This window comes from Microbacterium sp. MYb72 (assembly GCF_002979415.1).
Lineage (GTDB): Bacteria > Actinomycetota > Actinomycetes > Actinomycetales > Microbacteriaceae > Microbacterium > Microbacterium natoriense.
Map to the genome: position 1 here is coordinate 15927 of NZ_PCOT01000003.1, position 23401 is coordinate 39327.

Annotated in this window: 23 protein-coding genes, 2 tRNA genes and 1 pseudogene; 19 read left to right on the top strand and 7 right to left on the bottom strand. The window is 71.1% G+C overall.

What is annotated here, in order from left to right; all coding sequences use genetic code 11:
• Nucleotides 1–36 precede the first annotated feature (36 nt).
• Genes CQ047_RS02140 through CQ047_RS02160 form a run of 5 tightly spaced genes read right to left on the bottom strand, consistent with a single transcriptional unit; the run spans nucleotide 37 to nucleotide 5919 of the window.
• Entirely contained in the window at nucleotides 37–1065 is a 1029-nt protein-coding gene (locus tag CQ047_RS02140; protein WP_219844578.1) for an ABC transporter substrate-binding protein, read from the bottom strand.
• Nucleotides 1066–1104: 39 nt separating this feature from the next.
• Nucleotides 1105–1884, bottom strand: coding sequence for an ABC transporter ATP-binding protein (locus CQ047_RS02145; RefSeq protein ID WP_105672639.1), 780 nt, complete (start codon nucleotides 1882–1884; stop codon nucleotides 1105–1107).
• Nucleotides 1881–3011, bottom strand: coding sequence for an iron ABC transporter permease (locus CQ047_RS02150; RefSeq protein ID WP_258132441.1), 1131 nt, complete (start codon nucleotides 3009–3011; stop codon nucleotides 1881–1883). Before CQ047_RS02150 ends, CQ047_RS02145 begins: the two co-directional genes overlap by 4 nt.
• Nucleotides 3008–4717 carry a prolyl oligopeptidase family serine peptidase gene (locus CQ047_RS02155; RefSeq protein WP_105672640.1) on the bottom strand — a complete coding sequence of 570 codons (1710 nt, stop codon included), beginning with the start codon at nucleotides 4715–4717 and terminating at the stop codon, nucleotides 3008–3010. The genes CQ047_RS02150 and CQ047_RS02155 overlap by 4 nt, the downstream gene beginning before the upstream one ends.
• Entirely contained in the window at nucleotides 4714–5919 is a 1206-nt protein-coding gene (locus CQ047_RS02160) for a hypothetical protein (protein WP_105672641.1), read from the bottom strand. The genes CQ047_RS02155 and CQ047_RS02160 overlap by 4 nt, the downstream gene beginning before the upstream one ends.
• Nucleotides 5920–6035: 116 nt before the next feature.
• On the opposite strand from CQ047_RS02160, the gene amiA reads away from it, so the two are divergent.
• The 7 genes from amiA to CQ047_RS02190 all read left to right on the top strand — a co-directional run bounded on the left by amiA (nucleotide 6036) and on the right by CQ047_RS02190 (nucleotide 13684).
• Entirely contained in the window at nucleotides 6036–6134 is a 99-nt protein-coding gene (gene amiA, locus CQ047_RS19030) for a streptamidine family RiPP (RefSeq protein ID WP_254408313.1), read from the top strand.
• Between the two features lie 85 nt (nucleotides 6135–6219).
• The gene (locus CQ047_RS02165; protein ID WP_105672642.1) at nucleotides 6220–7020 is read left to right on the top strand and encodes a hypothetical protein; all 801 of its coding nucleotides are present in this window, start codon (nucleotides 6220–6222) and stop codon (nucleotides 7018–7020) included.
• Entirely contained in the window at nucleotides 7017–7994 is a 978-nt protein-coding gene (locus CQ047_RS02170) for a CocE/NonD family hydrolase (protein WP_105672643.1), read from the top strand. Before CQ047_RS02165 ends, CQ047_RS02170 begins: the two co-directional genes overlap by 4 nt.
• A complete protein-coding gene (locus CQ047_RS02175) occupies nucleotides 7991–9391 on the top strand; it encodes a YcaO-like family protein (protein ID WP_105672644.1) in 1401 nt (466 codons plus the stop codon). The genes CQ047_RS02170 and CQ047_RS02175 overlap by 4 nt, the downstream gene beginning before the upstream one ends.
• A gap of 17 nt (nucleotides 9392–9408) precedes the next feature.
• Nucleotides 9409–10422: a hypothetical protein gene (locus tag CQ047_RS02180; protein WP_105672645.1), complete on the top strand. Its 1014-nt coding sequence runs from the start codon at nucleotides 9409–9411 to the stop codon at nucleotides 10420–10422.
• Nucleotides 10419–12056 carry an ATP-binding cassette domain-containing protein gene (locus tag CQ047_RS02185; RefSeq protein ID WP_181155810.1) on the top strand — a complete coding sequence of 546 codons (1638 nt, stop codon included), beginning with the start codon at nucleotides 10419–10421 and terminating at the stop codon, nucleotides 12054–12056. The genes CQ047_RS02180 and CQ047_RS02185 overlap by 4 nt, the downstream gene beginning before the upstream one ends.
• Nucleotides 12053–13684, top strand: coding sequence for an ABC transporter ATP-binding protein (locus tag CQ047_RS02190; RefSeq protein ID WP_105672646.1), 1632 nt, complete (start codon nucleotides 12053–12055; stop codon nucleotides 13682–13684). Before CQ047_RS02185 ends, CQ047_RS02190 begins: the two co-directional genes overlap by 4 nt.
• A gap of 27 nt (nucleotides 13685–13711) precedes the next feature.
• Here the strand turns inward: CQ047_RS02190 and CQ047_RS02195 are convergent, their stop codons facing one another.
• Nucleotides 13712–13975 (bottom strand): hypothetical protein, encoded by a 264-nt coding sequence (locus CQ047_RS02195; RefSeq protein WP_105672647.1) that lies wholly within the window; start codon nucleotides 13973–13975, stop codon nucleotides 13712–13714.
• Nucleotides 13976–14111: 136 nt separating this feature from the next.
• Nucleotides 14112–14714, bottom strand: coding sequence for an HD domain-containing protein (locus tag CQ047_RS02200; RefSeq protein ID WP_105672648.1), 603 nt, complete (start codon nucleotides 14712–14714; stop codon nucleotides 14112–14114).
• Between the two features lie 133 nt (nucleotides 14715–14847).
• On the opposite strand from CQ047_RS02200, the gene CQ047_RS02205 reads away from it, so the two are divergent.
• From CQ047_RS02205 to CQ047_RS02260, 12 genes and pseudogenes are all read left to right on the top strand, one after another.
• Nucleotides 14848–15300: a hypothetical protein gene (locus CQ047_RS02205; RefSeq protein WP_105672649.1), complete on the top strand. Its 453-nt coding sequence runs from the start codon at nucleotides 14848–14850 to the stop codon at nucleotides 15298–15300.
• 49 nt (nucleotides 15301–15349) lie between these two features.
• Entirely contained in the window at nucleotides 15350–15787 is a 438-nt protein-coding gene (locus tag CQ047_RS02210; protein ID WP_105672650.1) for a hypothetical protein, read from the top strand.
• A 179-nt stretch (nucleotides 15788–15966) separates the two neighbouring features.
• Entirely contained in the window at nucleotides 15967–16392 is a 426-nt protein-coding gene (locus CQ047_RS02215) for a hypothetical protein (RefSeq protein ID WP_146114250.1), read from the top strand.
• Nucleotides 16393–16414: 22 nt separating this feature from the next.
• Nucleotides 16415–16906, top strand: a complete 492-nt coding sequence (locus CQ047_RS02220; RefSeq protein WP_105672652.1) for an FBP domain-containing protein — start codon at nucleotides 16415–16417, stop codon at nucleotides 16904–16906.
• A gap of 46 nt (nucleotides 16907–16952) precedes the next feature.
• Entirely contained in the window at nucleotides 16953–17750 is a 798-nt protein-coding gene (locus CQ047_RS02225) for an enoyl-CoA hydratase/isomerase family protein (protein WP_105672653.1), read from the top strand.
• A gap of 70 nt (nucleotides 17751–17820) precedes the next feature.
• A complete protein-coding gene (locus CQ047_RS02230; RefSeq protein ID WP_146114251.1) occupies nucleotides 17821–18858 on the top strand; it encodes a hypothetical protein in 1038 nt (345 codons plus the stop codon).
• Complete coding sequence (locus tag CQ047_RS02235; protein WP_105672654.1) at nucleotides 18855–19646, top strand: inositol monophosphatase family protein; 792 nt, start codon at nucleotides 18855–18857, stop codon at nucleotides 19644–19646. Before CQ047_RS02230 ends, CQ047_RS02235 begins: the two co-directional genes overlap by 4 nt.
• A 287-nt stretch (nucleotides 19647–19933) precedes the next feature.
• Nucleotides 19934–20953: a M23 family metallopeptidase gene (locus CQ047_RS02240; protein ID WP_258132442.1), complete on the top strand. Its 1020-nt coding sequence runs from the start codon at nucleotides 19934–19936 to the stop codon at nucleotides 20951–20953.
• 68 nt (nucleotides 20954–21021) lie between these two features.
• Nucleotides 21022–21093, top strand: a tRNA-Thr gene (locus CQ047_RS02245).
• Nucleotides 21094–21127: 34 nt separating this feature from the next.
• Nucleotides 21128–21201 (top strand) — tRNA-Met (locus CQ047_RS02250).
• Between the two features lie 226 nt (nucleotides 21202–21427).
• Nucleotides 21428–21694: a hypothetical protein gene (locus tag CQ047_RS02255; RefSeq protein WP_146114252.1), complete on the top strand. Its 267-nt coding sequence runs from the start codon at nucleotides 21428–21430 to the stop codon at nucleotides 21692–21694.
• Nucleotides 21695–21788: 94 nt separating this feature from the next.
• Nucleotides 21789–22749: pseudogene (locus CQ047_RS02260) on the top strand (IS481 family transposase).
• The last annotated feature ends 652 nt before the right edge of the window (nucleotides 22750–23401 follow it).

Sequence of the window (23401 nt, forward strand, 5' to 3'; positions counted from 1 at the left end):
CGCGGCGCCCCGCCGGGGAGCGCCGCACGGGATCACCTACGGCGCTGGCGTCTCGAAGGCCGCGTCGGGGTAGAGGCCCTCGGCGATCTGCCTGACCGCGGAGACGTTGCCGAGCGTGCCGGGGAACATGTCCGTGGCGGAGACGGCGATGAGTCGTCCGTCGCGCACCGCTGGCATGTCGGGGAAGGTCGCCGCGAGGTACGCGCGGACCGCCGACTCGTGCGCGGGGTCCGACACCGCGAAGACGAGAGCGTCGGGGGCCTCGGCGGCGAGCGACTCCGGCGTGATCTCGGCGGCGAAGAAGTCCGAGAATGCGGGGTCGTCGGGGGTGAACACGTTGTCGGCCCCTGCGCGGTGCAGGATGTCGTACTCGATGCCGGCACCGATGGCCGTCAGGGTGGTGCCCTCGACGAAGACCTGCGCCACGCGCGGCCGGTCGCGGCCGTCGATCGCGGCATCCACCGCGGCGAGCTCGGCCCGGGACGAGGCGATGAGGTCGTCGGCCTCGCCCTCGACGTGGAAGATCGTGCCGAGGTTCTTCAGGTCGGTGAAGAGGTCGTCGACCGTGCCCTCCATGCGGCGGTCGAAGCATCCTCCGGTGGCCGTGTAGGCGGCGACGCCGGCCTGGGTCAGCTGCTCGATGCTGGCGAAGCCCTGTTCGGCGGTGAACTCGTACGTGGTCGGCGAGTACACGAAGTCGGGCTGGACGGCGAGCAGCTCCTCGCGGCTCGGCGGGGTGTCTCCGCCGATGACGGGCACATCGGCCGCCAGGCCGGCGACGTCGTCGGGCAGCTCCTGCGCCGTGGCCTGGGCCTGGCCGACGAGGCGATCGGCGAGGCCGAGCCTCAGCAGCAGCTCCGTCTGCGACGGGTGCAGTCCCACGACCGCCGTGGGCGTCGACGGGATCTCGACCGTGCGGCCGCAGTTCTCGATCGTGACGGCATCCGTCGACGTGGTCGGCGCGGCTCCCGACGTCACGCCGGTGCCGCATGCGGCGAGTGCGAGGGATCCTGCTCCCACCGCGACGGCGGCGAGCAGGCGGATGCTTCGGGTTCGGGGTGTCATTCTCTCTTCTTCTCCTTCTGAGGGGGGTCGGATGCGGGTTCAGCGGTCGCCGGGCCCGCGGGGGTGGAAGGTCATCGCCCTGGCGCCGGTGTCGACCTCGACGGCGATGCGCGCGGTGACGTGGAACACCTCGTCGACCAGGGCGGGGGTGAGCACGGCATCCGGAGGGCCGAAGGCCACGATCCTTCCCTCGTCGAGCACCGCGACGTCATCGCAGAACGCCGCGGCGATGTTGAGGTCGTGGAGCGCCGCGATGACCGTGGTGCCGAGCCCGCTGACGACGCGCATGAGGTCGAGCTGGTGCGCGATGTCGAGGTGGTTGGTCGGCTCGTCCAGCACGAGGATCTCTCCGCTCTGAGCGAGCGCGCGCGCGAGCATGACCCGCTGGCGCTGGCCTCCGGAGAGCCGGCGCACGAGGCGGTCGCCGAGTTCGTGCACGTCGGCCGTGCGGAGGGCGTCGTCGACGATGCGCAGGTCGTCAGGAGTGTCGCGGCTGAACGGCGGCCGGTGCGGCGAGCGTCCGACGAGGACGGTCTCCCGCACGGTCAGATCGAACTCGGAGGGCGAATCCTGCAGCATGACCGACACGGTGCGGGCGAGCGCCCGAGGGGCCATGAGCGAGACGTCGGCGCCGTCGATCTCGACCCGCCCGCGGTGCGGACGCCGCCCGCTGAACAGGGTGCGCAGAAGGGTCGACTTGCCGCTGCCGTTCGGACCGAGGAGCCCCACGATGCGTCCGGTGCCGACCTCGAGGTCGATCCCGTGGAGCACCGTGCGGCCGCCGCGCACCACGCTGACGTCGTCGAAGAGGACGGTCATCGGTCGAACCCCGCCCGCTCGCCGCCGCTCCGCATCAGCCAGAGGAAGAAGGGCGCCCCGACGAACGCGGTGAGGATGCCGAGAGGGATCTCCGTCGGCGCCGCCACCGTGCGGGCGAGCAGATCGGCCACCATGAGGAACAGCGCGCCGCCGAGGATCGTGACCGGGAGCATCCGACGATGGTCGGAGCCGACCAGGAGGCGGGCCATGTGCGGCACGACGAGACCGACGAAGCCGATGCCCCCGCTCACCGCGACGATCGCGCCGGTCAGGAGCGACGCGAAGATCAGCAGCAGCCCGCGCACCCGTGTGGTCCGCACGCCGACGGCCAGGGCCGACTCGTCGCCCGCGAGAAGCGCGTTCATCGACCGCGACAGTCCGAGCGCCGCGATGACGGCGACGGCGAGGGCGGCGGCGGGGATCGCCAGCGACGACATGTCGGCGGCGGAGACGCTGCCGAGGAGGAAGAACATGACGCTGACGACGTTCTGGGCATCGGTGGTCAGCGTGAGGTAGCTCGTCACGGCGCTCAGCAGCGAGCCGAGCGCGACGCCCGCGAGGATCATCCTCGTCGGCGACAGCTCCCCGCGGATGCGGGCGAGGGCGGCGACGAGCAGGCACGCGACGACCGCGCCCACGAAGGCCGCTCCGCTCATCGTGAGGCCGAGGAAGGTGGCGCCGCCGGAGACGATCACCAGCACGGCGCCGACGCTCGCCCCGGAGGAGACGCCGAGGATGTACGGCTCGGCGAGCGGGTTGCGCACCACCGCCTGCATCATCGCCCCGGCGAGGGCGAGCCCAGCGCCCGAGAGCCCGGCGAGGAGCGAGCGCGGCAGCCGGAACTGCCACACCGCCTGATCCTGCAGCGGCGTGAGCGTGCCGTCGGTCATCCACGGCATGCCGGGGAGGAGATGGCCGATCACGATCTTCGCGGCGTCGACGGGGGAGACGGAGACGGGGCCGACGGCCGCGGAGAGCACGAGGACGAGCAGGGAGAGCAGGGCGGTCGTCGTCACCGTCGCGCCGACGGGGAGCGTCCGACCGCGACGACGCCGTCTCGGCTCAGGGCGGGAGGACGGGCTGCTCCGACCGGCGCTCTCCATCGTGGTGCCGGGAGATGCGGTCATCGTGAGTCTCCTGTCGTGACGTCGGCGGCGAACTCGAGCACGGCGAGGCCCAGCTCGTGCAGCACGGTCTGCTCGTTCGCCCCGTGCCCGGCATCCGCCGCCGTCCAGGTCCGGGCGGATCCGCCCGCGCGTCGCAGCGCCGCGGTCATCCGATGCGTGTCGCGGGCGAGGACTCTCGTGTCCTGTCCGAGCACGATCCCCAGGTACGCCGGAACCGTCGCGCCGATCTGCAGCGCCTCGGCTCGGGCGAGGGGCGAGAGCGCACGGAGCCGCTCGCGGGCTTCCGCGGCGCCGTCGTCGCCGAACTCCGCTCGCCAGCGCGACCCGAGCGGATGCTCGTCGAGGGCGAGCAGATCGAGCGGAGCAGCCGTGGTCGCGAATCCTTTGCACAGGTCGGGATGCCGCAGCGCGCACGAGGCCGCGACGACACCGCCCAGCGAGGCTCCGACGAGGACGAGAAGATCGGGGCGGGTGACACCGCTGCGGATGAGCCCGCGCGCGACGTCGGCGAGATCGGCGACCGTTCGCGTCTTGCGGGCGCCGTGGCCCGCGTCGCGCCAGGCCGCTCCGTGCTCTCCACCGCCCCGGAGCTGCGCCGTCGCATACGCACCCCCGTGCGCGATCCAGGCGGAGACGGTGGGCTCGTAGACCGGGAGATGGGGGATGCCGAAGCCGCCGTAGCAGGTGAGGAGCAGCGGCAGCGGGCCCTCCGCGCCCGACGGGACGGTGACATGGACCGACAGGGTCCCACCGTCGTCGGCGGGGAGGTCGTACCGGGTGGTGGTCCCGGGCAACGCGGCGACAGCGGGGAGGCTCGTACCGCCCTGCGGCATCCGCTCCACGATCCGTGGCGGGGTGAGCGGGCCCTCGACCGAGAGGCGCAGCACGCCGTCGTCGACGCCGATCTCCGTGACGGTGAGGGCGTCGGCGGCCGACGATGCGGCCTCCGTGCGACCGACCTCGACGCCGTCGTGGAGGTCGATGAGCACGCTGCACCCCTGAGCGACCGCGAGCACGACGACCCGGTCGCCGTGCACCGTGGCGTCGATGACCTGCACCAGCGGATCGCTCCAGCGCCAGAGCGCGGTTCCGTCGAGACCCACGGCGTCGAGCCCTCCGTCGTGATGCACCAGCACCGCGTCGGCGAGCGGCCATGCGCGCCGCAGCGCCGGCCATCGGCCCAGAGTCGTCTCCGTCGCGCGGTCGCTGAGCCTCGTGCCCCCGGCGAGGCTGCGGGCGAGCAGGCCGCGCGTGCCGCCGGGGAACAGCCGCACGCGCGTCCCGGGGGCGAGGGCAGTCGACTGCACCGCACCGGTCTCGACGTCGAGGGAGACGAGAGCGTCGTCTCGGCTCGCGACGACGTCGAGGGAGCGCGAGTCCGGTGTCCACAGCACGGTGTCGTAGCGGAGACGGATGCCGGGGTGCGGATGCATCGTGCCGGAGGACGCGTCCACGATGCCGAGGACGGCGTTCTCGTCGGCGGAGGGAGCCCACTCGACGGCGATGAGGCGGCCGTCGGGCGAGGGGTGGATCCGCTGCAGGTGGCCGTCTGGCTCGATCACCGGGGTGCCGTCGAGCCGATGGATGCCGCGTCGAGGGCTGCCGTCTCGGCGGCCCAGCACGAAGCCTCCGATGGGGAGCCCCGGCCGACCGTGGTGCTCGGCGCGGGACAGGGCGGCGTCGAGCACCGCACGGTGTGCGCTCATCGGCCGACCAGATCGTTCACGCGGTCGTCGTCGCCCGCCCACAGGAGGTGACCGCCCTCGTCGAGGGGGGTGGGGACCGCGATCGTGGTGATCTCGTGATCGTCGATCAGGTGGATCATGCCGTCGCCGCCGCTGGTGACCGCGATGGCGCCGGTCAGCGGATCGATCGCGATCGATCGGCGTTGCGCCGCCTGTCCGTCGACGCCGTCCCACGGCATCCGTCCGGCCTGTGGCGGGTCCGTCATCGGGGGGAGCGGGACGATCCGGGAGATGCGCGCCTGCTGCCGATCGATCACGACCATCGCGTCGCCGTCGGGGTGGATGACGGCGACGGCGGCGACACCCGCGGCGAGGGCGAACCGGAACGCGAGCCCCGGCGGAAGGGCGACCGCCGTGGATGCTCCGGATGCGAGGTCGATCTCGACGAAGGTGTTGGTCCATTCGGGCCACGCTCCTGGCGACGCCGGCCCACCGCGCACGATGCCCGTGACGCGCCCGGTGTCGCCGGCGAGGCGCAGGTAGAACGCGCGACCCTCGACGGGCCAGGGGACGATGCCGATCGCCCGGGGCGCCCCGCGGTCGACGATGAAGCGTTCGAGGCCGCGGCCGGTCGCGACGCCGACGACACCTGACACGGGGTCGACGACATCGCCGTGACCGTCGGGAGCGAGGTCGTCGAGGATCGCTCCGCGGAGCACCGGCGCGTGCGGCCCCACGTCGAGCGCCGAGGCCAGCGGCAGCGCCTCGACGGCGCCGGGCTCGCGGTGGCGGAGCACGATCATCGCGTCGCCCGATGCCTGGTCCGGCGCGATGACGACGCCCGGCTCGCCGGTGCGGACGCGGAATCGCGCAGAGGATCCGGCCGCGAGGTCGACGACCGACACGAGGTCGCTCCATGCGGCCTCGTTCATCCCCAGGCCCGATGTGACCACGACGTGCCGACCCGATGCGTCGCAGGTGAGGTGTTCGGCGGGGATGGCGATCGGGATGCGGCGGACCTCCCCGGCGCCTCCGACGACGAGGGCGCCTCCGCGATCGTCCGCGAAGGCCCATCTTCCCGATGCGACGGCGGGGAGTCGGAGGAAACCCGCGTGCTCGGCGAGCCAGGCGTCGGCGACGACGACACGCCGAGAGCCGTTCTGGATCTCGTAGACGATTCCGGCCCGGTGATCAGCGGCGAGGAGGGGGAGCGAAGAGGACATGGGGGTCAGCCTAGTAGATATTGAGAATCATTATCATTTAGGGTCGTCAGTGTTCACACACCGTGAACCCCGCCCCGCAGATCGCGGAGCGGACCACCTCACAGAAGGAGCACGAAATGGAAAAGCAGATCCTCGCAGAGATCGAAGAGTCCGAGCAGCTGGCGCACCTGTCGGCGACGCACTCGAACGCACTGGTCGAGAACCCCTTCGACTGACCGCGGATCCTTCCGCCGCGCTTCCGAGCGCACTCAACCCCGGCCGGGCGTCCTCGCCCGGCCGGGCCCACCCTCGAGAGGATCCATGACCGCCGAATCCCGCATCCATCCGCTCCCCGGCACCGGGGCGCACCTCGTCTCGGGCGCCGACGGCCGACACCGGGTCAGGCTGCGCACCGGGCGTCTCACGCTTCTCGATGCGCCGCCCGACGGACTGGTCGCCGCCATCGAGAGCGGGCCGGACGGAGACGCTGCGGACTACCTCCATCGACTGACCGAGGAGGTGCGCACGCGGGAAGCTGAAGACGCCAGCCGCCGCTGGCCGACCGCGCGTCGTGCCGTCTGCCTCCTCGGTTCCGACCCGATCCTGGATGAACTGGGTGGCGCCCTCGCCACCTGGGGAGCGGCGGTCACCCGTCTCGACGCCGATGAGGAGCCCCCGCAGGACGCGGCCCTCGTGATCGCGTACGCCGACGACGCGCGGGGTCGCCGGCGGTGGCCGCATCACGACCTGCTGCCGCGGCGCGGCGTGGCCTGGCTTCGCGCGCACCGCGACGGCGAATGCGTCCTCATCGAACCTCTCGCCCTCGACGGCGACGACCCCACCTCCGTGCAGGTCGCCACGAGACGCGTGGCGGCGAGCAGCGCGCCGACCGCGACTGAGGCCTGGCACCGGGCGGCGCCGACGGCGAGTGCACCCGTCGATGACGCCACGCGGGTGCTCGTGCTGGGGCGACTGCTGCAGATCGCGGCCGCGTGGGCGCAGGACGACCCCTCGCTCGACCGGCTGCGCACGACCCTGTGGAAGCTGGTGCCCGCGCTCGGCGCCGTCACCGAGCACACGGTGCTCGCGTATCCCGCGGCCCCTGAGCGCGTGATCCGATGACGCCGCCGCGCGACGCCCGCAGGCACGACGTGGTCGCCCCAGACGGCGTGCTCCTGCGCGGATGGGTCTGGGAGCCGGAGGAGCCGAGGGGGACGGTGCTCATCCGCACGCCGTACGGTGCCTGGCGGCACGGCGCCACCGCGAAGGCCTGGACGCGACGGGGCTACGGCTGCGTCATCCACGACGTCCGCGGCCGCCACTCCTCCGAGGGGGACTGGCACCCCTATCTCGCCGAACGCGGCGACGGCCGAGCCGTCGTCGAGGCGATCAGAAGCGACGAGCCGGGGCTCCCCGTCGTGCTGTCCGGCGGTTCATATGCCGCGCACACCGCGCTCGAAGCGGCCAGGGTCGTCGATGTCGACGCGCTGGTGCTCCTCGTCCCCGCGCTCGGCCTCGCCGAGACCGCGTGGGATGAACACGGAGAGCCGCAGCTCCTCCACCGCATCGGGTGGTGGCACCAGCACGGGCGCGGATCCCGGTCTCTGCCGCCGCTCGCCGACGAGGAGCTCGCCGCGCGCGTGAACAGGGCGAGAGAGGTGGGCGTGCATCGCGCCGCCGAGGAATGGGGATGGACGCACGACGTCCTGTCGGGATGGCGGCGCCTCTGGTCCGCCCCTCCGGTCGACCTGGCTCGCGCCTACGGTGCGATCCGGGCGCCCCTGCTCCTCATCCGCGGCGACCACGACTTCTTCTTCGCCGACGCCGGTCGACTCGCCGACGCGTGGAGTGCCCGCATCCGCGTGGTCGACGGCCCCTGGGGGCATCGGCTGGCCGACGACATCGTCGACGACGACGTGCGATCCCGGCTGCGCAGCGCCGGGGGGATCGGCGGCGTGCTCGACGACTGGTTGGCCGAGAACGGCCTGCCCTCGGCGTCTCCCGCTCCCGCCGCCCCTGACGGGCATCGGGCCCGCCGCACCCGATCCGCCTTCGACGCCGACGCCGGTCGTTGGCGACACGAGAGGACAGCATGACCAGCGACACCCTGCACCGCACCCCCGGGCGACCCACCCTGACGGCCGAGGTCCTGGTCGACCCTGAGACCGGGATCATCCGCTCCGTGCGGGAGGTCCCGCATCCGTCCGGTGCACCGGACCGATACCTCGCGCTCACGGCATCCGTCGCCGACGCGCGCATCCTCGGCGAGTGGCCGGCCGACCGCGTCTCACTCGGCACGTCCTTCGGAGACCGCGCTCAGGCGCGCATCGCCGCCATCGGCGAGGGCGTCGAGCGGTACTGCGGCAACTGGCTGCCGGATGTCCTTCCACCCGGCGAGCTGCGCGTCACCACGGCGCAGGAGCTGCGAGCACAAGGGGAGGCGGTCCTCGACGAGTCCGCGCTGCCCCGGTTCGCCGACTGGCAGCTCGATCGGCCGGGCTTCCCGTATCAGCGGCTGCTCCCCGACACCCCGACGCTGTGGGCGAGGTGCGACGAGCTCGGCGGCGGATCCGTCTGGGTGCCGGACGCCCTCGTGCACCTGAACTGGCGGCAGTCCCGGTTCCGCGCGCTGCCCCGGACGCACCACCTGAACTACGCCGGTATCGCCACCGGCGACGGGGTCGACGATGCGCGCGACAGGGGAGTGCTCGAGGTCGTGGAGCGCGATGCGCTGGAGGTCTGGTGGCACCTCGACGGCCCCGCATTCGGCATCGACCCCGCCACCGTCCCCGGTCTGCTCGACGACCTGCGGGGCAGCAGCCTGCGCGTGTGGCTCGTCGCGATGCCGTCGGAGTTCGCCCCCGCGATCGGTGCGCTCGTGCACGACGAGGAGCGCGGCCTGTACGCGGCCGGGTTCTCCGCAGCCCTCGAGCCGGAGCGCGCCGCACGCAAGGCGGTGCTGGAGGCCGTGCACACGTGGATCTACACGCAGGGCTGCACTGCGGCCGACGGGTGGGTGTTCCGTGCTGTCGCCGAGGGGCTGATGGCGAAGGGCCTCACGCTCGACCACCGCCCCGACGCGGACTACACGACCGCGGCGGGCCCGCAGTACGAGAACGTGATCGATCTCGGCGCGCACGTGCAGGTGTGGCTCGATCCCGCCGTGCACGGCGAGGCGCGCCGGTTCCAGGCGCCCGTGCAGGGAGTGCGCCCGCTGAGCGCGATGTCTGCGGTGACGATGGACGAGGTCTATCGGCGACTGCGCGAGCGGGGGCATCGGGTGCTCACGCGCGACCTCACCACCTCCGACGTACGGCGCACGCACCTGCGGGTGGTGCGCTCGATCGTCACGGGGTTCGTGCCCAACGCGCCCGCCGCGTTCTCCTATCTCGGGATGCCGCGGTTCAGGGCCGCCGCGGAGGAGCGCGGCTGGCGCACGACCTGGACCGGGGGACCGGAGGACTTCACGCTCCTCCCGGCCCCGCACATGTGAGGGCCGCGGTGAGTGTCATGAGACAGGCGCGCCGCGGCATCCTCGGTCCGCTCGCCGAGGCGATGTCGTCGCGCGCGCCGGCGGGTCCGCTTCCGCCCGGACCGAGGGTGAACGACTGGGCCGCCGCGGGCGCCATCGTCGACGGTCCGTCGCAGGGTGTGCGGGATCTCCTCGACGACCTGTGGCACCCCGGGCCCCTCCATCGGGCAGCGGACGGCACGCCGACCCGCATACCCCGCCGACCCGTTCCCTCGGCGGGGGCCTGCTATCCGGTGCAGACGCACGTGATCGACGGGACGGGTGCGAGACGCGTGTTCGACCACGAGCGCGGAGTCATCCTCCGGCGGGATGCCGAGGCGGAGGGTGCCTCCGGGTGGCCCGCGTCGGAGCGGGGCACCGCGGGAACGAGGCTGGTGTTCACCGTGCAGCCGGGCCGATCGTTCGGGCGCTATCGTCACCGGGCCTGGCCCCTGTGGATCGCGGACGCCGCCTACGCACTCGCTGCCGTGCAGTTCCTGCTGGGCGCGCAGACCGGACAGGTCGAGCTCGGCCCGTCCGACCGCCTGCGCGGGATGCTGGGGGTTCCGCGGGCAGCCGACGCGGAGGCGTGGCTCGCGCTCGGGCTCGCGCCGGAGATCCCTCTCGCCGCCGTCGAGATCGCCGATGACCCGGCGTCGCTCCCCGCCCGCCGCGCGGCGCTCGCCGGCCGCCGTTCACCATCGATCGAGGAGTTCTCCGCACGCATCGGACCGGCGCCTCGGCCCGACGCGGAGCGCATCGCGCGCGCCGCGGGGCAGGCGTGGGTGCGCGGCGCATCGGCGATCTCCTCCTGGGCGGTGCCGGTGGATGCCGCTCCGGATGCCGTCGCCGCCGCGCTCTGGGAGTCTCACCTCTCCGCCGCACGCCTCTGCTACGAGGTCTCGCTCTCCGGAGACGCGGGCGCCCGTCCCGTCTCCGGCTTCCCCTCGACCGGCGACCGCTGGATCCTCCACGCCGTCGCCCTCCTCGACACCCCTGGAGGTCCACGATGATGATCGTCCCCCCGCTGTGGCGCGAAGCGCGACGGCATCCGTGGCTGCTCGGCGGAAGCGTCGTGCTCCTGCTCCTGGTGTTCGCCACGCACCTCCTGCAGGCGCTCTCCCTCGCCTGGGCGCTCGCGGCGTTCGTGCGTGCGGACGTGGCAGGGGCGCTGGCCGGCATCGGCGCGATCGTCGCGATCGGCGCGACCCGGGTGCTGCTCACGCTCGCTCAGGGCGACGTCGCCGCGCGACTCGGTGCGCGGGTCAGGGAGGATCTGCGGGATGCCGCCGTCAGGGCGGTGCTCGTGCCGTGGCGCCTGCACGACGCGGCGCTCCGGGACGGGTCCACCCAGCTCACCATCGGCGACGGGATCGACGGGACCGACGCCTACGTGTCGAAGTACATCCCCGCCGTGGTGCAGCTCGCCGTCGGCAGCGTGATCGCCGTCGCACTGGTGGGGATGCTGTCGCCCCTGGCCGCGCTGTGCGTGTCGCTCGGCATCCTGCTCGCCGTGCTCGGTCCGCTGCTCTGGAAGAGGATGCTCGCGCGGCGCGGATTCGCGCACTGGGACAGCTACGAAGCGCTCAGCGGCGACCTGCTCGAATCGCTCCGCGGCATGTCGACGCTGCGTGCGCTGGGCGACGTGCCCGCGACGCGCTCCCGACTGGATGCGAGATCCGAAGCCCTCCGCCTCGCCACCGAGCGGGTCATGCGATCGTCTCTCGCGGAGACGGCCATCACCGATCTCGCCGTGCAGGCCGGGGTGGTCGTCGCGGCCGGCCTCGCCGTCGTCTCCGTGATGACGGGGCATCCCCCTGCCGTCGAGGTCTACGCGCTGCTCCTGCTCTCGTCGGAGGCGTTCCGCCCGGTGCGCGAGCTCTCGCGGCACTGGCATGCGGGGTTCCTCGGGCTCACGGCCGTGCCGGGGCTGGTCGCGCTGGGGGCGTTCCGACGCCCCGACGTCGAGCGGTCTCCCGTCGAGGCCCACCCCGCGGCACCCGCGGGGGAGGTGCTGCGCATCACGGGTCTCTCGTATCGCTACCCCGGCGCCGCCGCCGACGTCCTCCGGGGCGTCGACCTCCGTGCCGAGCGGGGGGAGGTGCACGCGATCGCCGGGCCTTCCGGTGCGGGCAAGTCCACGCTGTTCGACGTGGTCCTCGGGTTCCTCCCGGCGTCATCGGGCACGGTGGAGCTCGACGGACGTCCGCTCCGCGCCTCCGACGTCGCCGTGGTCTCGCAGCGACCCGTCCTGTTCGCGGGAACCATCAGGGAGAACGTCGATCTGTTCGGTGCGGGGCAGGAAGCGCTCGAACGGGCCTGCGCAGCCGCCGGCGTGCTCGACGAGATCAGAGCGATCCCCGAGGGGTTCGACGCGATGGTGGCGGAGGCGGGGACGAGCCTCTCCGGCGGGCAGAGACAGCGGCTCGCCCTCGCGAGGGCGCTGCTCGCGCGCCGCCCCGTGCTCCTCGTCGACGAGCCGACCAGCGCCCTCGACGACCGCAGCGCCCTGACCGTCGCGGAGACGCTGGAGCGTGTCGCCGCAGAGAGGATCGTGCTCATGATCAGCCACCGCCCCGAGGCCCTCGCGCGGGTCGCCGACGTGCGCGTCCTGCGCGACGGGATGCTCGTGAGGGAGGCATCGTGACCTCCGCCGTCGTCGTGCTCGCCCGCCTGCTCCCGCCCCTGAGGCCGGAATGGCGGAGGATCGTCGGCAGCTACGCGATCGCCACGGCGAGTCTGTGCGCCCTCGCGGCGATCGGCGTGCTCACCGCCCTGGGCGTCGGCGGGGCGGTGGTGCACGGATCCTGGCCGCCTGCGGCGTGGTGGATCGCTCTCGGCGCTCTCGTGCTCGTGCGCACGGTCCTCACCTGGCGGGAGATGGATGTCTCGCACGCTCTCGCGTATCGGGTCCTCGCTCGACTCCGGATGGCGCTGTTCGACGCCTACTCGCGCAGTGTGCCCGGCCGCCGCAGGGAGCACTCAGGGCGCGCGGCATCCGTGGCGCTGACCGACATCGAGAAGCTGGAGTTCTTCTACGCGCACACGGTCGCGCAGATCGGCGCGGCGCTCACCCTGTTCGTCGGGGCGCTGGTGTGCGCCGTCGCGGTGATGCCGGCAGTGGGGCTCGTGATGCTCGGCGGAGCCCTCGCCGTCGCGCTCACGGCCTGGGCGGGAGCGGGTCCCGCGCGTCGCGTCGGGGCCCAGGAGCAGCGGGAACGGGAGACGCAGTCCGAGCGGCTGGTGGACGCGCTCGGCGCGCTGCGCGAGATCCTCGCCTACGGTCTGCAGGACCGCGTCGTACGGGAGGCGGTCGCGGGAACGCGGCGGTCGGCGCGCATCAGCCGTCGCCGGGAGGCCATCTCGCACCTCGTCGACGGGACGCGCGAGCTGATCCTGGCCGTCGTCGTGATCGGTGTGATCGCGGTGGCTCTCGTGCAGCGCGGCACGGACGACGCCCACGCGGCGCTGCTCCCTGCGCTCGTCGCGCTGGCCGTCACGGGGGTCGCCGCGGTCGCGGATGCCGCGCGCACCGTGTCGGAGCTGCATCCGCTGATCGCGAGCGCCGACCGCGTGGGCGCCGGACTCCGTCGTCCGCCGGTCGTCGCGCCGGTCGACGATCCGATCCCCCTGCCGGACGGACCGCTGGGTGTGCGGTTCGGCAGGGTCTCGTTCTCCTACGACGATCGGTCCGAGGTGGTGCACGACTGGTCTCTCGACGTCGCACCGGGCGAGCACGTCGGGCTGGCGGGCCCGTCGGGCGCGGGCAAGAGCACGGTCATCGCCCTCGCGGCTCGTCTGTGGGATCCGGATGCCGGCGCGGTCGCGCTCACCGACGAGTCGGGGGCGGCGTATCCGCTGGGCCGTGTCCGCGACGCCGACCTCCGACGCGTCGTCGCCGTCGTGGAGCAGGACGCCAGGCTCTTCCACGGCACCGTGCGCGAGAACCTGCTGCGCGGCGACGGCATCCGCAGCGACGGCGAGCTGCGGGACGCCCTCACCAGGGTCGGCGCCGACGACTGGATCGCCCTCGACGACGAACTCGGAGAGCACGGAGTGCGCCTCTCCGGGGGTCAGCGGGCGCGGCTGGCGCTCGCGCGGGCGCTCTGCCGGGAGCCCCGCATCCTCATCGTCGATGAGATCACGGCGAGCCTGGACGCGGAGTCCGAGCGCATCATCTCCGACGTGCTCGGAGCTTTCCCCGGCACGGTCATCGCCGCATCGCACCGAAGGGAGACACTGGGGGCCTTCGCTCGCGTCGTCAGAGTCGGCTGATCACCGTCCGCGCTGCAGCGCCGAGCGTCAGGAGTAGGTCAGTCCGAAGAACGTGGACCCGAGCATGAGGGCGATCACGGCGACGACGGCGCTGACCGCCCGGACCCACGCCGGGCCGTATCGCACCGCGACCACGCCGGAGACGATCGCGGCGATCATCGCCGCGAAGCTCACGTAGCGGATGGTGATGTCGGGGAGCCCCGCTGCGGTCGCGACACCGGCGAAGAGCACCAGTGCGGCGGCGAAAGCGGCGGGGGACAGGCGGGCCGTCACCTGCCGAGGCTCGATCATGCGCTCGACTCGCTGTTCCGGAACGCTCACATTCACTCCACTCGACGACCCTGTCCACACCAGTGCCACCAGGCTCGCATGCCCAGGAGGATCCCGCAACGGCCGGTCGGAGTCGACGCACGCGCTGCCTTTCCGCTCACACGCTCTCGAGCGGATTCTCCGCCAGCTTGCGGATGAGGCCGCCGTCGACGAGGCGCCGCGCGGCGCTGCGGGGCTTCCGCGCCGATTGGTCGAGCACGCACGTGCCGAACTCCTCGGCGAGCGTGAGCCGCGGGTAGGCGTTGAGCACCTCGCGGCGGAAGTCGAGGGGTATCTCCTCGTCGCGTCGCCCCGAGATGTCGAGGCCGGTCGCGATCTCCAGCAGGTAGCCCTCGACATCCTCGTCGGGGTCGACTTCGGGCCAGTTGTGGCGCACGATGACCTCGTTCACTCGCCGGCGCCGGTCGGGCGACCACCCGGCCCCCGCGGTGAGGGCTTCGCCGACGAAGCCGCCGGCCTCCTCGTAGCCGAGAGCGTGGTTGTCGTAGGCGGGCACCAGGCCGATGTCGTGGAGGATCGCAGCGGTGTAGAGCAGCTCGTGATCGACGTCGGTGCGGCCCTCGATGATCGCGAAGGCCTCGGCCCAGAGCCACGAGCGCACCACATGGTTCGCGATCGCCGGCGTGTGGAAGTCGTCGAGCAGAGCCAGCGCGCCTCGTGCGGCCGCGGTGTCCGGTGGCGTGAAGTCGGTGAGGCGCATGTTTCTCCGGTGGGTCGCGATCGAGTGCGCCCAGTGTAGCCGCGCGGTCGGCGCTCCCCGCCTGCATGCCGGGTCCGGCATGAGATCGATCGGATTCGCGTAATGAAACGGCCCCTCTCTGCATCTCATCGGTATGAGCATCATCGAGCCGCGCCTGTTCCGTGATCCTGAGTCGGATGCCGCCTTCATCGCGGTCGGGACTCGTCTGCAGCGACGGGCGATGCTCGACCTGAGCATCGACGAGGAGATCGTGCGCGGAGACCTGCGGGGGGCCACTCTCGAGGAGCCGTTGCGTTCGGCGCTGGTGCTGGTCGTCGAGCACGAGCTCAAGCAGGAGGAGCCGCTCACCGAGGCCGAGCTGCTCGCCACCGTGCGCACGCGCCGTCTGTTCGGAGCGGGGCGCTACCGTCGCCGGCTCGATGCTCTCGCTGGCATGAACCTCGTCCGCCGCGAGGGCCGCGGCCTGCACGCCACGGTCGCCGGCATCTCCGCGGTGCTGCGGCCGTCGTCGCTGGAGGGGCCGCGTCTGCCGCGCGAGCTGCTGCGCGTCCTCCGTCAGGCCGAGCTCGCCCGTCAGCGTCGCTGACCCGGCGCTGGCGATCGCGGTCGGGGAGCGACCCGCTAGCATCGGGCGCATGTCTGCCTCACGGTTCTGGTCGGCGGCGCTCGCCGCGGGTGTCCTGCTGCTGCTCACGACCGGCTGCTCGACGAACGCGTCGCCGGTGGCAGAGGAGCCGGATGCCGGCGCACCGGCTGTGGAGTCCGAGGCGGCGGGTGAAGGCTGGGTCGTCGTGAAGTTCGAGAGCCGCGACGAGCGGTTCGACCTCGACCTCATGGACAAGATGCTCGCCACGGAGCTCGCCGCCGATGAGGCGCTCGCCGCCGCCGAGGCCGGCGCGATCGACGGCAACGACGTCGGAGACGGCGAGTACGCGCTCTACTTCACCGGGGGAGACGCCGAGCGGATGTGGGAGATCCTCGAGCCGATCTTCGCGGACGCGCCTGTGCCGTGGACCACGGTCGTGCTCAAGAGCGGCTTCGACGACTCCGAGCCCCGCGTCCTCACGCAGTAGCGGCGGCCAGCTCCTCCGCCTGCGGGCGTGGTTCCGATGCCGCTCATCACGCGCGAATCGGTGCGTGATCTGCGCGCGGATCCGGTGCCGTCCGACGACTCTCCGACCGATTCCGCGTAATGGAACGCGTTCTCGCGCGTCTTGCAAGTATGAACGCCGACGATCGGCGCCTACCCGGCGTGCCCGAAACCACCCCGCTCCCGCAGAGCGGGGCGGCGCCGCTGCGTCGCCGTGCCGCCCTCGATGTGAGCATCGACGACGAGCTCCTGCGCGGTGAGCTGCGCGGGGCCGAGCTCTCCGATGCGCTGCGTCTCACGCTCTCCGCTCTGGTCGAGCACGAACTGGCGACCGCAGAGCCGCTCACCGAGAAGGAGTTCCTCGAGAACGAGCCGATCGGCGGTCCCTTCCCCTCCACGCGGAAGGCTCGCAGGCTCGAGACGCTGATCTCCCAGAGTCTGGCGCGCCGAGAGGACGGCCGCGTCCGGCCGACCGTCGCCGGTGTCGCGGCGATCATGCAGATCTCCGCGCTGCCCGACTCCGAGCACCCTCCGCGAGAGCTGCTGCGCGCTCTCCGGCAGTCGGAGATCGACGGCATCCGGCTCTGATCGCTCTGCCTAGACTGGTGCGATGCGAGCGCTCACCGAGGCAGAAGTCCGCTCCTCGTTCGTCAATGCGGATGCCGACGAGCTGCGGGTCATGGAGATGCCGCACGATTTCGTGCTCGTCGACTGGGACTACCTCGACTTCTTCGCCTGGCGCGACCCGAGCGCCGGCAAGCGCGGGTACGTGCTGATCCAGCACGAAGGTCAGATCAGGGGCGTCGTGCTGCGCGTCTCCGAGCCGGGGCGCGCACGCTCCGGGATGTGCAACATCTGCCACACGATGCAGCCGGGCAACCAGGTCGCGATGTTCTCCGCTCGGCGTGCGGGCGACGAGGGCGAGCGGGGCGATTCGGTCGGCACCTACATCTGCGCCGATCTCTCCTGTCACGAGAGCGTCCGGCTGGCTCATCCGCTCGCGCCGAACGAGGTGCGGGCCCCGGGGCAGGTCGACTACCGCCTCGACGGCACCCGTCGCCGCATGGAGGCCTTCGTCGCGCGGGTGTGGGAGCGGTCCTGATCGCGATTACCCTGGAGGCATCCGTCCTGTGCTCGAAGGAGACGCCATGAGCGATGCCATCCTGTTGTCCGTCGATGAGGGGCTGGCTCGGCTCACGCTGAACCGTCCGTCGCGGCTGAACGCCTTCAACGCCGAACTCGCCTACGCCTGGCGTGACGCGACGGCAGAGGTCACGAGCCGTGATGACGTCAGAGCGATCCTCCTGGATGCGGCCGGTCCCGCCTTCTGCGCGGGCGGCGACGTGATCGAGATGTCGATGACGATGGGATCCGGCGACGACATCACCGCGCTCGCCGAGGTCATCAACGCGGGCATCCGGTCGCTCACCGGATCGGCCGTTCCCGTCGTCGCCGCAGCGCACGGCGCCACGGCTGGTGGAGGGCTCGGCATCCTGCTCTGCTCCGACTACGCGGTCGTCGGCGCGCGCTCCAAGCTGGGCAGCCTCTACGCCAACATCGGGCTGACCCCCGACCTCTCGGTCTCCGCACAGCTCGCTCGCGCGATCGGCCAGCGACGGGCGCTGCAGCTCGTGCTGCAGGATCGCCTCCTCACGTCGCAGGAGGCCGTCGAGTGGGGTCTCGTCGCCGAGGCCGTCGAGGGAGCGGATGCCGCCGCCGAGGCCGACCTGGTTCGCGCCAGGGCGGAGGAGGTCGCGCGGTTCTGGCTCGCCGGCGCCGCCGCGGCCTACGGCCAGGCGAAGCGCCTCGTCCGCTCTCAGCCCGAGCGCACGTTCGTCGAGCAGCTGAGCGAGGAGGCGCGCTCGATCGGCGCGGCGATGGAGACGCCCGACGCTCAGGCGCGCATCGCGGCCTTCGCGGCGGCGTCGACGAAGAAGGCCGTCTGACGCGCATCGGTGACCTGAAGTTTCCACAGGGCCACGGATGCTCGCGGCATCCGCGACCCCGCATGCGAGGATGAACACACCGCCGCTCGTCGAGAGGACCGTCATGTCGCAGCCGGAGTCCGTGCAGGCCGAACCGAAGAAGAACATGTCCCTTCTGATCAGGGGATCGATCTGGATCGCCATCGGCGCGCTCATCGCCGCCGCTCTGGTGTGCGTGGTCTGGGTGCTGATCGGCGATCAGGACGGCCTGATCGGGCGCGCGTTCCTCACGATCCTGCTGCTCGCGGGCTTCGCGGGAATCGCGATCCTGGAGGCGGGACTGGCGCCGAACCGCCCCGACTGGCTCGCTCTCGCGAGCATGGTCACGTGGATCGTGGCCCTCATCGTCGGCGCGTTCAAGATCTGGCTCCCTGAAGACGGCCAGGTGTTCAGCGGCGGGGAGCGCTTCTTCCAGCTGCTGCTCGTCGTCGGCATCCTGCAGCTCGCGCTGTTGCATGTGCGGCTGTTCACTCCGGCCGCCAACCGCTACGTCACGTCGTTCACCCGCGTGATCTACATCGCGACGATCGTGTTCCTGGTCGGCCTCGTGGGGATGCTCGTCTTCTTCCTCACGTTCACGCACAACTTCGAGTTCGGCGACCTGTACGGTCGCATCCTCGTGGCGCTGACCATCCTCACCGCGGTCGGCACCACGCTGATCCCGTTGCTGAACGCGCTGTTCGCGCCGAAGAAGCCCGTCGTCGCACACGCGTACGCACCGGTGGCTCCGGCCTGGCCCACCTATGCCGACGGGGCCACGCCGCTGCCCGTGCTGCCCGACGGCACCCCCGACTGGAACGCCTACTACACCGGTCACCCCTCCGCACAGCAGCCGCAGCTCGCCGCTCCGGCCGCGCAGTACGCGGCTCCGCAGCTTCCCGCCATCCCGGACTTCTCGGCTCCGCAGGCGGCGCCGCAGGTCCCCGCGACGCCACCGGCTCCCGCGGGTCCTCCCGCGCCCACGGCTCCTCCGGTGCAGGCCGCTCCTCCGGCTCCGGCCGCTCCGGAGTCGCCGCCGGCTCCCAACGCCACGGCGTTCCCGCCCGCGCCGCCGCTGCCGCCGCAGTGAGCGCCGACCTCGAACTCGTCGATCTCGCCGCGGAGATCGCTCGCGAAGCCGGTGAGCTCGCACGTCGTCGCCGAGACGAAGGTGTGCATCTCGCAGCCACCAAGAGCAGCCTGGCCGACATCGTCACCGACGCGGATCGCGAGGTCGAGGAGCTCATCCGCACGCGACTCCGCGAGGCCCGCCCCGGCGACGGCTTCCTCGGGGAGGAGTCGGATGCCGATCCCGGTGTGACCGGCATCACCTGGGTCGTCGATCCGATCGACGGCACCGTGAACTACGCCTACGGCATCCCCGCGTACTGCGTGAGCATCGCCGCCGTGCGCGGAAGCGCCGACCCGCAGGACTGGGATGCTCTCGCCGCGGCCGTCTTCGCCCCCGCGGTGGGAGAGCTGTTCATCGCGAGTCGGGGCGGCGGTGCGTGGCTGGGGGAGCGGCGTCTGTCCGTCACGACGGAGACCCCCGCGGGTGCGCTGCTGGCGACCGGGTTCGGCTACGACCCCTCGACGCACGACGGCGACCTGGCCACGGTGCGCCGCGTGATGACCATGGCGCGCGACCTCCGCCGTGCGGGGTCGGCGGCCCTCGACCTCTCGTACGTCGCCGCGGGGCGTCTCGACGGCTACTTCGAACGGGGCCTCAAGCCCTGGGACTTCGCTGCCGGGGCCCTGATCGTCGAGGAGGCCGGCGGCGCGGTCACACGTCTCGACGTGGAGTCGGCGCGTCCGATGATCGTCGCGGGCGGCATCGATGTGCACGCCCGGCTCCTGGAGCTTCTGGAGGATTCATGACGAACTCATGGCTTTCTCAGGCGGCTCAGGGTACTGTTTATCCGATCGTTACCTTCGTCGTTCCCGAGGCGATGAGGGTGCAAGCATCCCCCCTGCTTGACGTCTGACCCGAGAGAATCGTTTTGCCCTTCGAGAATCCCCAGGCTGCCCCTGCGCCCACGCGCCGCTCCAGCCGCATCCGCACTGCGGCCTCCGAGGCCCCCGCGGCAGGAGCGACGGCAGCTGTCTCCGAAGGCAGCGCACCGGTGTCATCGGCGCCGATGACGCGCCGCACCGTTCGCCGGAGCGTGACCGTCGCCGAAGCGGTCGCCATGGTCGCCGCACTCACCGCCGACAAGACTCCCGACATCGCAGCCGCACCCGCCGAGCCTGTCGCAGCAGAATCCGCTGCCGAGCCCTTCGTCGAGACGCCGACGGTGGGGGAGCAGACCTCCGCCGATCCGTTCGAGCAGGCTGCCCGCACGTTCCGCTCCGTCTCCGGCGATGTCGCGGACGCCGCGGCATCCGCTCCGATCGACGAGGAGCCCGCTGTCGCGGACGCTCCGACCGTCGAGCACGTGGCCCGTCGCCGTCCGAGCGCCCGCAAGTTCCTGGCCGTCGGTGCGACCGTCGGCGTGATGAGCCTCGCCGGACTACTCGCCGTCTCGATGACGCTGCCGGCTGAGGCGGTGGCCGCCGTCGGTTCGAACGGCGTCGCCTCGACCTCACTCGTCGCCGCCTCCGCCGGCGCGGAGAAGTCCGACACTCCGATCCAGGCATTCGTGACCTCGTCGGACGTGCAGAACGAGACGCTCGCCAGCGCCGAGGACTTCTCGACCGTCTCTCTCGTCGACCTCGCGTCCGAGCAGGGCATCAAGTTCTCCGACACCGTCTTCACCAACGACCCCGAGGCGGCCATCCAGTGGCCGTTCCTCGTCGGCGTCGGCATGAGCTCGGGATACGGACCCCGCTGGGGCCGCATGCACGAGGGCATCGACTTCGTGCCGGGAGAGGGCGCCCCGATCCAGGCGATCGCCGACGGCACCGTGCGCATCGCGACGGAGCAGGGCGGCGGCTACGGCGTGACCGTCTACATCGACCACGTCATCGACGGTCAGGTCATCACGAGCCACTACTCGCACATGCAGTACGGCTCGCTGAAGGTCAAGGCCGGACAGACCGTCAAGGTCGGCGACATCGTGGGGCTGACCGGCAACACCGGCCACTCCTTCGGCGCCCATCTGCACTTCGAGATCATCGTCAACGGCAAGACGATCGACCCGCTTCCCTGGCTCAAGGCGAACGCGGGCCGGTACACGCTGGACTGACCGCCTCGATTTCATGAGAACGCCACTGTGATGGTATTCTCGTGTGGTTGCCCCGCGAGGGGCAGCACGCCCCGATAGCTCAGTGGCAGAGCACTTCCATGGTAAGGAAGGGGTCGTCAGTTCAATCCTGACTCGGGGCTCACAGTGTTCGTATCTGCGATGCGGATGCAGTGCGGCAGGGTAGCTCAGCTGGTCAGAGCGCACGACTCATAATCGTGAGGTCGCGGGTTCAAGCCCCGCTCCTGCTACAGATTCAAACCCCCGGAATTCTGGGGGTTTTGTCGTATTTGGGAGACCGTCCGGAGTGGCGTGGGGGAGGGTTGTGCCGGTTTTGTGCCGGTCGAAGGTCCGGAAACGCACTCGCGAACTGCGGGTGTGAAGACCAATGGCAACGTTTCGCGGTTCGCGACGACCCACCCTACTTCGTGATGTACGCCGCTGGTTGCTCTGCAACTCGCCTGTTAGCGTGGGCGCATGGATGAAGCCGAAATGGTCCCGACTCGATTCGCTTCGGCCGTTGACGCGCTGAACGAGACTTTGGAGGCTCTGTCCGCTAGATCAGACCGTGCCGAGCTTGTGAGTGTGTTGATGCGTTCGTTTGAACTCTGGCTGATCGCGCACGTCCCTGAAGACCCTCGCACTCAGGTGGGCACGATGGCAACAGAGCATGAGACCGCCGAGACACTTGCTGCTGCGACACGGAGCTATTGGATGAGCTGTATGGCGGCCGGGGAGCGCTAGGTGTCCTGACCCGGATCGTTGTTGACGTAGGAGAAGCCTCCGGTGTCGAGTTGGAGCTGTCTAGTTCTGCAGCTCGAACACACGGAGGCTTCTCGTGTCCCACGCTAATGCCCGGCTGACTCCAGCCGGCAGACTGATCATGTTTCAACGCATCCAGTCGGGGCGTGCCGTCGCGCATGTCGCGGCGGAGATGGGTGTCTCTCGCACGACGGCGTGGCGGTGGTGGAGACGGTTCAGGGAGCACGGCCTGGCGGGTCTGGTGGACCGGTCGAGCGTCGCTCACTCGCACCCTCACCGGACGGCGGTGTGCGTGGAGATGCGGGTACGGATCATGCCGTGGCCCGGTGTTCATCGCCGGCAAGCTCGGGCTGCAGGCCTCGACGGTCGGGCGTGTGCTGCATCGCCATGAGGTGCCGCTGCTGCGCGAGCTGGACCCGGTCACTGGGACGCTGATCCGTGCGACCCGCCGGTCCGCACAGCGTTACGAGCACGACCATCCGGGGTCTCTGATCCACGTCGACGTGAAGAAGCTCGGCCGGATCCCCGATGGCGGCGGGTGGCGTCTGCATGGCCGTGGCGAACGCCCGAATCGGCATCGCGGCGCGGGTTACGACTACGTCCACACCGTCATCGACGACCACTCCCGCGTCGCCTACGCCGAGATCCACGACGACGAGAAGGGCACCACTGCCGCAGGCGTCCTGGAACGAGCGATCGCGTTCTACGCCACCCTCGGGGTCAGGGTCGAGCGGGTTATCAGCGACAACGCGTTCGCCTACCGACACTCCACCGCGTTCCGGACCGTGATCAACGCACACGGCATCACACAGAAGTTCATCCGCCCGCACTGCCCCTGGACCAACGGGAAAGTCGAACGCCTCAACCGAACCCTCGCGAACGAGTGGGCCTACGCCCACCCTTGGACCTCAAACGATGACCGCAGAGCAGGGTTGACGGCCTGGCTCGACCACTACAACCTAGACAGGCACCACCTCGGCATCGGAGGCCACGCTCCCATCGACCGAATCAACAACGGTCGAGGTCAGTACACCTAGCGGCCTCCTGAGGGTGGGGCGCCACTGCGGTGCGTCCGGCCCTCGCTTCGCTGCGGTCCGGGCGCTCCTCGCCGCGCCCCAGCCTCTGGATGCGAACGTCAGACGCATGGTTCATACTGGCTTCATGCCAGAGCTCCAGCTAGCGCGAGCGGTGCTAGGCGATGGATCTGTGGGAACGACCGCTATCGCCAACCCTCGCCAATTGCCACCTCCACAGGTTGTGGGGGACGGTCGTCGAGCGCTGTACCTCGGCATCGATGGTCTGCTTAAGTTGGCGTCCAGGATGCGGACTAGCGGGTTCAGGGCATCGGACGCAACGCTCGCCACCGCGTCCGGGGAACGTCTCGATGACACCGAAGCAGTCGATGCTGTGCTTGCTGATCTCAATAGCGGAAAGTCGACTTCGGAAGTCCTCGCATTGATGGATGAGCGGCATATTCACCGTCTACTCGCACTCAACCTTGTCCGGAGACAGCCCACGCCCGCGTCGGTCCGTATTACGCAAGACGGTGGCATCAGCGTCTCGGACAACAGTTCGAGTGTTGTTGACTTGGTGGTGAGCCAGGTCATTGATTCGGGGATCTCTTGAACTTCGCGAGCGGCTAGACCGTGCCGGCGAAGCGATTGTCAGCTGCTTACTATTTGGGATTCC